9 protein-coding genes are annotated in these 9,093 nt (G+C 70.0%); 6 read left to right on the forward strand and 3 right to left on the reverse strand.

Annotated features, from left to right (window positions below; translation table 11 throughout):
- The 3 genes from VGD44_RS18990 to VGD44_RS19000 form a co-directional block, all read left to right on the forward strand.
- On the forward strand, positions 1 to 930 hold a 930-nt coding region (locus tag VGD44_RS18990), incomplete at its 5' end, for an amidase family protein (protein WP_331089941.1).
- Positions 931 to 1,241: 311 nt separating this feature from the next.
- Positions 1,242 to 2,462 carry a glycosyltransferase gene (locus VGD44_RS18995; protein ID WP_331089942.1) on the forward strand — a complete coding sequence of 407 codons (1,221 nt, stop codon included), beginning with the start codon at positions 1,242 to 1,244 and terminating at the stop codon, positions 2,460 to 2,462.
- A gap of 70 nt (positions 2,463 to 2,532) precedes the next feature.
- Positions 2,533 to 3,126: a hypothetical protein gene (locus VGD44_RS19000; protein WP_331089943.1), complete on the forward strand. Its 594-nt coding sequence runs from the start codon at positions 2,533 to 2,535 to the stop codon at positions 3,124 to 3,126.
- On the opposite strand, the gene VGD44_RS19005 is transcribed toward VGD44_RS19000, so the two are convergent.
- Positions 3,123 to 3,983, reverse strand: a complete 861-nt coding sequence (locus tag VGD44_RS19005; RefSeq protein ID WP_331089944.1) for an SDR family NAD(P)-dependent oxidoreductase — start codon at positions 3,981 to 3,983, stop codon at positions 3,123 to 3,125. The genes VGD44_RS19000 and VGD44_RS19005 overlap by 4 nt on opposite strands.
- 228 nt (positions 3,984 to 4,211) lie before the next feature.
- On the opposite strand from VGD44_RS19005, the gene VGD44_RS19010 reads away from it, so the two are divergent.
- A complete protein-coding gene (locus VGD44_RS19010; RefSeq protein ID WP_331089945.1) occupies positions 4,212 to 4,628 on the forward strand; it encodes a hypothetical protein in 417 nt (138 codons plus the stop codon).
- A 306-nt stretch (positions 4,629 to 4,934) separates the two neighbouring features.
- Positions 4,935 to 5,588, forward strand: coding sequence for a TetR/AcrR family transcriptional regulator (locus VGD44_RS19015; protein ID WP_331089946.1), 654 nt, complete (start codon positions 4,935 to 4,937; stop codon positions 5,586 to 5,588).
- A gap of 10 nt (positions 5,589 to 5,598) precedes the next feature.
- On the opposite strand, the gene VGD44_RS19020 is transcribed toward VGD44_RS19015, so the two are convergent.
- Positions 5,599 to 6,834, reverse strand: coding sequence for an acyl-CoA dehydrogenase family protein (locus VGD44_RS19020; RefSeq protein ID WP_331089947.1), 1,236 nt, complete (start codon positions 6,832 to 6,834; stop codon positions 5,599 to 5,601).
- Positions 6,835 to 6,845: 11 nt separating this feature from the next.
- Positions 6,846 to 7,958, reverse strand: coding sequence for an acyl-CoA dehydrogenase family protein (locus VGD44_RS19025; RefSeq protein ID WP_331089948.1), 1,113 nt, complete (start codon positions 7,956 to 7,958; stop codon positions 6,846 to 6,848).
- Positions 7,959 to 8,101: 143 nt separating this feature from the next.
- Here VGD44_RS19025 and VGD44_RS19030 point away from each other — a divergent pair.
- A partial coding sequence (locus VGD44_RS19030; RefSeq protein ID WP_331089949.1) for a M1 family aminopeptidase occupies positions 8,102 to 9,093 on the forward strand: 992 nt, incomplete at its 3' end.

Below are 9,093 nucleotides of genomic sequence, written 5' to 3' on the forward strand. Positions count from 1 at the left end.
CCCACCGTGGGCCTCGTCTCGCGCACCCACATCGTGCCGATCTCGCCCGAGCAGGACACCGCGGGGCCCATGACCCGCACCGTCGCCGACGCCGCCGCCGTGCTCGCCGCCATCGCCGGCTCCGACCCGACCGACGCGGCGACGAAGGAGGCCGATGCAAAGAAGGCGGACTACCTCAAGGCCCTCGACCGCAACGCGCTGAAGGGCGCCCGCATCGGCGTCTGGTTCACCTGGAAGGGCCGCTCGCCCCAGACCGACCTGGTCTTCGAGGCCGCCCTGAAGACCCTGCGCGACCAGGGCGCCGTGCTCGTCGACATCAAGGGCCCGGACGATGCGGCCATGGGCAAGATCGGCGACGCCGAGCGCGATTGCCTGCGGATCGAGTTCAAGAGCGCCCTGAACGCCTATCTCGCCACGACCCCCGCGGCGGTGAAGACCCGCACCCTGGATGACCTGATCGCCTTCAACCGCGGCGAAGCCCGCGAGTTGGCGCTGTTCGGGCAGGAGATCTTCGAGGCGGCCGCGACCGCGCCGGACATCAAGTCCGCCGACGACACGGCGAAGTGCCAGGCCGGACGGCAGGCTGCCCGGGACGCGCTCGACAGGATGCTTGCGGAGAACAAACTCGACGCCATCGTCTCGCCCAGCGGCGGCCCGCCCTCGATCGTCGACCCCGTGAACGGCAGCCCGTTCTTCGGGTCGCCCTCCCGACTGCCGGCGGTGTCGGGCTACCCGCACCTCACTGTGCCTGCCGGCTACGCCAAGGGCCTCCCGGTCGGCATTTCCCTGCTCGGGCCAGCATGGTCCGAGGCCCGGCTGCTCAGCCTCGGATACGCCTTCGAACAGGCCTCCAGGGCCCGCCGCGAGCCCGAATTCCTGCCCGATGTCGCCGCCCGCCAGGACATCGCCCGCGCCTACGATCCAAGATGACGCAACTTCCCCGCCTCACGCGGGTTATCGGCCAAGCCAGTAAGCTGAACGGAGGGCGCTCATGACCTTCATTGCGCATGCGTTGCCACCAGGCCTTGAAAGCGCCGCCGTGGGCGATGACATGACGCGCGTGGCCGCTAGTATGGCCCTGCTGCAAACGAGGGGCGCGACGTTTGGCCAGGCTTTGGAAGAGACGCCCGCCCCGGCGCGCGACCCTTGAGGCCCTTCAGGCCAAGGTCGCTCCGGAAGCGTCCTCGGCCCAGCTCTTCACCGCCGCCGCCAGCAGCATAGTCGCACGGAGATCGGGCCCAGTGTTCGACCCCACCGCCCCCAGGTACGCCAACCTCATCCGCCTCGACCCGGGGACGGCCCAGGCGCTGACCGAGCCTACGGGCGGCGCCGGCTTCCACCTCATCGACACCACGATGATGTACGCGCCCAAGTCGGGCGGCGTGAAACGCTACCTGATGGCCAAGCGGGCCTGGCTCAGCAAGCGCCGGCCCGACGTGCGCCACACCCTGGTGACGCCTGGCGCCCGCACCCGCGCCGAGGCCGAGGGCCACGTGACCATCTCGGCCACCCGCCTGCCGTTCGGCAACGGCTACCGCATGCCCGCCAGCCTGACGAAGTGGGAGACGGTGCTGCGGCTGCTGGAGCCCGACGTCATCGAGGCCGGCGACGTGTTCGTGCCCGGCCACGCGGCGCTCTACGCCGGCGAGGCCCTGGGCGTGCCGGTCGTGGGCTTCTGCCACACCGACGCCGCGGCGCTGGCGGCGCTGCACTTCGGCGAATGGGCCGAGGCGCCCACCTTCACCTTCTGGGCCCAGGCCTACCAGCGCTTCGACCACGTGGTCGCCCCCAGCCGGCACATGGCCGCCCGTCTCGCCGACGCCGGCGTCCACCGCATGTCGATCCAGCAGCTCGGTGTCGACACCGCGCTCTTCGACCCCGCCCGCGGCGACCGCGCCAAGCTCATCAAGCGCCTGGACGTGCCCGAGGACACCCGCCTCCTGGTCTTCGCCGGCCGTCCGGCGCGGGAGAAGAACATCGACTCCATGGTGGCCGCGGTGGAGCGCCTGGGCGCGCCCTACAAGCTGCTGCTGGTCGGCGCCGGCAAGGATGTGTCCTGGTCGCCCAGCGTCATCAGCCTCGACTTCGAGCGCGACCCGGTGAAGCTCGCCGCGCTGCTCGCATCCTGCGACGCAGCCCTGCACGCCAACGAGAACGAGATCTTCGGGCTCTTCGTGCTCGAGGCCATGGCGGCCGGCCTGCCGGTGATCGGCTCCCATCGCGGCGGCGTGGGCGAGCTCATCGACGCCCAGGTAGGCCAACCCGCCCAGAACGTGGAGCCGGGCGGACTGGCCGAGGCCATCGACGCCCTGTTCGCCCGCGACGTCGCCGCCATCTCCGCGGCCGCCCGCCGGCGCGCCGAGACCCGCCACGGCTGGGACGCCACCTTCGAGGCCCTGACCCGCCTCTACGGCCAGCTGATCGCCGGCCGCGCCCGCGAGACCCTGCCGCTCACCGCCTGAGGGCCGCTTCCAAGCCTCACTTTGGCCCACAACCGACCGCGAAGTCGCTCCCTGCGGACGGGGAGCGTGCATGCCGCGGACAACGCCACGGGGTCGGCGCCGCCATGCGCGGCCTGCGGTCTTCCTGGCCTCGGCCGTCCTCCACGCCGTTGGCCTCTTCCTGCTGGCCCACCACCTCTCGCGGGTTGAACCGCTCCCCGAGGCGCGGGCTGTGCAGCTCTCAATCGTGACGCTCGCCAAGCGCCCAGCGCGGCCCGAGCGCCCGCGAGCGATGCGGGAACGGCGCGACGAGCAGCTGACGCCGTTGGCGGTTATCGTTCCTGCGCGACCGAACCCGCCCGCGGACGACGCCCGCCCAGCCACACCCAACGGCGGTGACCAGGCCTCCGGCGGCCAGCGCGTCCTGCGGCGGCTCACGGGGTGCGATCATCCGCGGCTGCTGAGCGCCGAAGAGCGCCAGGCGTGCGAGACCCGGCGGTGGGCCCGCGCCGCGCCCAACCCACGGCTGAATCTCGACCTCGCCGGCCGCTACGTCGAGAACCCCGAGCCCTACCTCGTCCGCAAGCCGAAGGACGGCTGCAAGGTCCGCGCGACGGGCGATGTGGGCCCGATGGGCGACAGCGGCCACGGTCGCGCCGGCATCGGCTGCGCCTTCTCGTTCTAGCCGGCGCTCGGCCGCGGCGGCGTGCGGTCGCGGATGCGGTCGAAACCGGCCTTGATGTTGGCGAAGCGCGCCTCGACCATCGGCTCGAACTGGGTGTCGGTGAAGATGTAGGGCCAGTCGTTCTCGATGCCCTCGCGCACCAGTTCGCCGACGTAGAGCGGGTCGATCCCCTGCGTCTCCAGCAGCATCCGCAGGTTCTGGATGGCCCCCACCGATTCCACATTGCCCGTGCCGCCGGCTGCGCCCTCGAACCGTTCCGGCAGGTTGCGGGCCGAGTCCATGATGTTCGTGCGGATCAGGCCTGGGCACAGCACCGACACGCCGATCCCCTTCGGCGCCAGCTCGTTGCGCAGGCCCTCCGACAGCGCCACCACGCCGTACTTGGTCACGCTGTAGGGGCTGCTGGCGCCCGAGATCAGGCCGGCGATCGAGGCGGTGGAGACGATCTGGCCGCCCTCGCCGTGGCTCTCGATCAGCGGTCCGAAGATGCCGATGCCCCAGACGACCGCCCGCAGGTTCACGTCCAGCAGCCAGTCCCACCCCGCGTCGGTCCACGCGCCGTACATCCCGCCGCCGCCGACGCCGGCGTTGTTCACCAGGATGTGCACCTTGCCGAAGCGCGCGATCGTCGCGTCGGCCGCCGCCTGCAGCTCGGCCTTCAGCGACACGTCGGCCTTCACACCCTCGACGTCGGCGTTGGTCGCCTTGAGGGCCGCCACGGCTTTGTCCAGCGCGCCCTGCTCGATGTCGCAGAGCATCACCTTCACGCCGGCCTGCGCCAGCGCCGTGGCGATCCCCAGCCCGATGCCCGACGCCGCACCGGTCACGAATGCGGTCTTGCCTGCTAGGTCCTTCATGCGCCCCTCCCGATAGGTTCGTCCGGCAGTGTCGCGATGCGGAGGGTCGGGGGCAATTCTTGAACCGAACAGATTTGGGGCCATGTCAGATGTGAGGGCCGCCGCGCGGAAGCCCCCCGCACCTTCACCAAAACTTGTGCTCGGCCGGCCTGTGACATCCGACGGCCCCGCCCGTTTCATCCACAGGGGACGGTCGGAGGCGAGCTCGGCGACGAGCTTGAAGGCGAAATGAAGTATCAGTCGATTGAAAACGTGGCCGCCGAGGCGGCGCTCACCCCGGTGGAAGCTCCTGTGCTGTCCAGGCGCCAGCGTCTGGAACGCTGGGCCGAGCTGCTCGAGCGCGATCCGCAGCGGAGGCTGAGGGCCTTGATGCGCGTCGAGTTCGTGCCGGAGTGGGATCGCGCCGGCATCCGCGAGGACGACACCCCCATCTCGGTGGCTTTCGCCGATCCGCTCCTGCGGGCGGCGGGCCTCGAAGGCGACACGTTCGGCGACGCCCGGAAGTTCTTCGAGCTGTCCTCGGAGGACGCCCACGAGCTGCTCTGCGACTGCCACTACTACGGCCGGATGGACGGCGAGACCGTGGCCCGCAGGGTGCGGTCAGTGGCCCGTCCCCTGGTGCAAAGGCTGTTCATGGGCTCCTGAGCTCGTAGCGGCTCACCCGTCTGCCTAGGTCAGAGTCCCGGTGGAGGCGCCTGCGACTCGGTAGCCGCCTCCATCGCCCCCTGCCCTAGCCACGCCGGCATTCGCTGAGCGGGGGCGCCGCTGGCGACGCCGAAGGCGCGGCTCAGGTTGGCGTCGTAGTCCTGGTGCAGGCCCGCATCGTCCTCCACATAGGTCGCCCGCGCGATGTGCCGCCAGTCGGCCCAACGGTTCGCGCCGGCGAGGGGTCAAACATCAGATGCTGGGCGGCATGCGCGCGGCTGGCTAGGCTGTGCGAAGGAGACTCGGGTGACGGCAAGAGCGCGCAGGACCAATCGGGAGCGGCGGGGGGAATCGCAGGAGCGGATTCTCGACGCGGCGGAGGCGCTGTTCGCGCGCAGCGGCTTCAACGGCGTCAGCACCAAGGACATCGGTCAGGCCGCCGACGTCGACCCCAGCCTGCTGCACTACTACTTCGACACCAAGGCCGGCCTCTACCTGGCGGTGATCGCCCGCCGCGCCGGGTACGTGAACACCGTCCGCCGCCAGGCCCTCGAGTCCTACGCGGCCGACGCGGGCCCCGGCATCAGCGTCGCGGGCGTGGTGCGGACCTATGTGGAGTCCACCTTCGAGCTCGCCCGCCAGGGGGACGAGGGCTACCTCAGCTACCTCACCGTCATCGCCCAGATGAACAGCACGCCGGCCGGTGGCATCCCGGGGCTGGAGGGCACCCCTTTCGACGAGGTGGTGCAGCTGTTCGTCGATCTGTTGCGGCGCGCGAGCCCCGCCTCGAACGACGCCGATCTCTACTGGTTCTACCACATGCTGTCGGGCGCGATCACGCTGTCCTGGGCGCGGACCGGACGCATCGACAAGCTGTCGAACGGCCAGTGCCGCTCGACCGACTTCGAGGCCATCGCCGACCACATGATCGCCGTGTTCTCACACGGCCTGGACCGGTAGGCGGCGACGCCTACCGCCCCGTGGGCAGGTCCTTGAACGCCACGTCCTTGTCGACGCGGATGTCGCCCGGCAGGCCCAGCACCCGCTCGGCGATGATGTTCTTGAGGATCTCGTCCGTGCCGCCGGCGATCCGCAAGCCCGGCGCGCTCATCAGCGAACCGTGGAAGCCGCCCTTCAGCGGGGCCAGCGCCGGGTCGTTGATGATCCCGTACTGGTCCAGCATCTCGACCGCCGCATTGGCCAGGTCCTGCATCTGCGTGGCCGCCACCACCTTGCCGATCGAGCTCTCCGGCCCCGGCGTCTGGCCGCGGCTGAGCGCCGTCATGGTGCGGTTGCGGGTGTGCTTCAGCCCCTCGGCCTGGACGTACCAGTCGGCGATCTTCTCGCGCAGCGCCTGGTCCTTGAGCGCCGGGCCGCCGTCGAGGCCGGTGATCCCACGCGCCGCCTCCATGAACTCGGCCCAGCCCGCGCCGGACGATCCGCCCACCGCCAGCCGCTCGTTCATCAGCGTCACCAGGCTCACCTTCCAGCCATCGCCCACCGCCCCCAGCCGCTGAGAGTCCGGCACGCGCACGTTGGTGAAGAACACCTCGTTGAACCCCGACCCGCCCGACATCTGGTGGATCGGCCGCACCTCGATCCCCGGGTCGCTCATGTCGACCCAGAACATCGTCATGCCCTTGTGCTTGGGCACGTCCGGATCGGTCCGGACGACGACGATCCCGAAGTTCGAGAACTGGGCGCCCGTCGTCCACACCTTTTGGCCGTCGATGATCCAGTCGCCGGAGCCGTCCGGGGCCTTCACCGCCTTCGTCCGGGCCGCCGCCACGTCCGAGCCGCCCGAGGGCTCGGAGAACAACTGGCACCAGATCTCCTCGCCGCGCAGGGCGGGGCCCACGAACCGCTTCTTGGTGTCCTCGTCGGCGAACGCCATCACCGTCGGCACGCACATGCCCAGCCCGATCGCGAACGGGTTCGGCGGCACCGGGTGCTTGGCCTCCTCGGCGTTGAAGATCACCTGCTGGATCGGCGTACCGCCCGGCCCGCCCCACTCCTTGGGCCAGGTGATCTGGGCGTAGCCGGCGGCGGCCTTCTTCGCCTGCCAGGCCTTGGAGGCCGGCATGGTGTCCTTGTTGCCGCCTTCCAGATCGTCGCCCCCGACGCGCTTCTTGGGTGCATTGCCTTCCAGCCACTTGCGCACCTCGGCGCGATAGGCGGCTTCTTCCGGGCTGTCGTTGAAGTCCATCGTGCCGCTCCTTACGCCGCGTTGCGCCGTTCGAGGTGGGAGACCAGCCGCTCCTTCCAGACCCGCGGCGCGCCGGCGACGAGGGAAAGCTGGCGCGAGCGCCGGTAGTAGAGGTGGGCGTCCACCTCCCAGGTGAAGCCGATGCCGCCGTGCGTCTGGATGTTCTCCTTGGCGGCGAACCAGAAGGCCTCCGAGGCGGCGATCCGCGCCGCGCTGGCGGCCAGCGGCAGCTCGGGCGCGTTGGTGTTGAGCGCCCAGGCCCCGTAGTAGGCGTTCGAGCGGGCCAACTCGTTCTTCACGTAGATGTCGGCCAGCTTGTGCTTGATCGCCTGGTAGCTCGCGATCACGCGGCCGAAGGCGTACCGCTCCAGCGCATAGGCCTTGGCCATCTCCAGCGCCTTGTCCGCCCCGCCCGTCTGCTCGAAGGCCAGCAGCACCGCCGCCCGGTCCGTCACCTGCTCCAGCAGGGCGAAACCTTCGCCCGCCCCGCCCAGCCGCTCGGCCGCCGCGCCGCTGAAGGTCAGCTTCGCCGCGTCGCGGGTCGGATCCAGCGTCTTCAGCGCCTCGCGCGTCACCCCGCTCGACAGGTCCACCAGGAACAGCCCCGCTTGGCCGGCCTCCTTGGCCAGCACCAGCGCGTGGGTGGCGATGTCGCCGTCGGTGACCGGAAGCTTCACGCCGGAGAGCTTGCCGCCGGAGACGCTGGCCTGCAGCGCCGAGGCCGTCAGCACGCCCGGCCCCTCCGAGGTCGCCACACAGCCGATCACCTCGCCGGCCGCGATCTTCGGCAGCAGCGCCGCCTTCTGCGCGTCGGAGCCGGCCAGCATCAGCGCCTCGGCCAGGAAGTAGACCGTCGAGGCGAACGGGATCGGCGCCACGGCCCGCCCCAGTTCCTCGGCGATAGCGCAGAGCTCGATGTGGCCCAGCCCCAGCCCGCCATGCTCCTCCGGGATCGCCGCCCCCAGCCAGCCCTGCGCCGCCACGGCCTTCCAGAGCTCCTCGTCATAGGCCTTGCCGTCGTCGTCCAGCACTTTGCGGACCTTGGCCGTCGAACAATTTGCCTCGAGGAACTTCCGCGCCTCGTTCTTCAGGAACTTCTGGTCATCGGTGTAGTCGAAATTCATGGGGCCCCTGTCCTGCCGGTTGTCTCCGGCCTGGCGTTTCCTCAGGCCCCAGCATTGCGCGTCCGCCGCGGCCAAGAAAAGTGTGACCTCGCGTAACTCGCCCTGCCTTGGCGCCGCCCCATCCACACGCCTAGATGGCCGCCATGCGCACCGAAACGCCCCAGCCGATCCGGCTCTCCGACTATCGTCCGCCTGCGTACCTGGTCGACGATGTCCACCTCACCTTCGTGCTCGAGCCCAATACGACGCGGGTGAAGGCGCAGCTCGGCGTCCGCCGCAACGGCGATCATGCCGAGCCGCTGGTGTTCAACGGCGAGCGGCTGAAGCCGGTCAGCGTGGCCGTCGACGGCCGCGTCCTGACCGAGGCCGAGCGCACCATCGATGCGGAGTTCCTGACCATCCCGGATCTGCCGGCCGCCTTCACGCTGGAGACCGAGGTCGAGATCGACCCTGTGAACAACAAGGCGCTGGAAGGCCTCTACATGTCCGGCGGCCGCTTCTGCACCCAGTGCGAGGCGGAAGGCTTCCGCAAGATCACCTTCTGGCCCGATCGGCCCGACGTGCTGTCCAAGTACACCGTCCGCATCGAGGCCGACCGCAAGTTCCGCCACCTGCTGGCCAACGGGAACCTCATCGAGACCGGCGACCTCGGGAACGGCCGCCACTACGCCGTCTGGAACGATCCCTTCCCCAAGCCCTGCTACCTCTTCGCCCTGGTGGCCGGCGAGCTGGACGTGCTCGAGGACCAGCTCATGACAATGAGCGGCCGCACGGTCGACCTGCGCATCTACGTCGACACCGGCATGGCGCCGCGGGCCGCCTACGCCATGGACGCGCTGAAGCGCTCGATGAAGTGGGACGAGCAGGCCTACGGGCGCGAGTACGACCTCGACCTGTTCATGATCGTGGCCGTCCGCGACTTCAATTTCGGGGCGATGGAGAACAAGGGGCTGAACATCTTCAACTCCTCGCTCCTGCTGGCCGACCCGGCGACCGCCACCGACCTCGACTACGAGCGCATCGAGGCCGTGGTCGCCCACGAGTACTTCCACAACTGGACCGGCAACCGCATCACCTGCCGCGACTGGTTCCAGCTGTGCCTGAAGGAGGGCCTGACGGTCTTCCGCGAGCAGGG

It is taken from the genome of Phenylobacterium sp. (genome assembly GCF_036402295.1).
Taxonomy (GTDB): domain Bacteria; phylum Pseudomonadota; class Alphaproteobacteria; order Caulobacterales; family Caulobacteraceae; genus Phenylobacterium.

Coding starts and splice junctions, on each gene's coding strand:
- VGD44_RS19000 (WP_331089943.1), top strand. CDS start 2,533: ATGCCGCGGACAACGCCACGGGGTCGGCGCCGCCATGCGCGGCCTGCG.
- VGD44_RS19005 (WP_331089944.1), bottom strand. CDS start 3,983: ATGAAGGACCTAGCAGGCAAGACCGCATTCGTGACCGGTGCGGCGTCG.
- VGD44_RS19010 (WP_331089945.1), top strand. CDS start 4,212: ATGAAGTATCAGTCGATTGAAAACGTGGCCGCCGAGGCGGCGCTCACC.
- VGD44_RS19020 (WP_331089947.1), bottom strand. CDS start 6,834: ATGGACTTCAACGACAGCCCGGAAGAAGCCGCCTATCGCGCCGAGGTG.
- VGD44_RS19025 (WP_331089948.1), bottom strand. CDS start 7,958: ATGAATTTCGACTACACCGATGACCAGAAGTTCCTGAAGAACGAGGCG.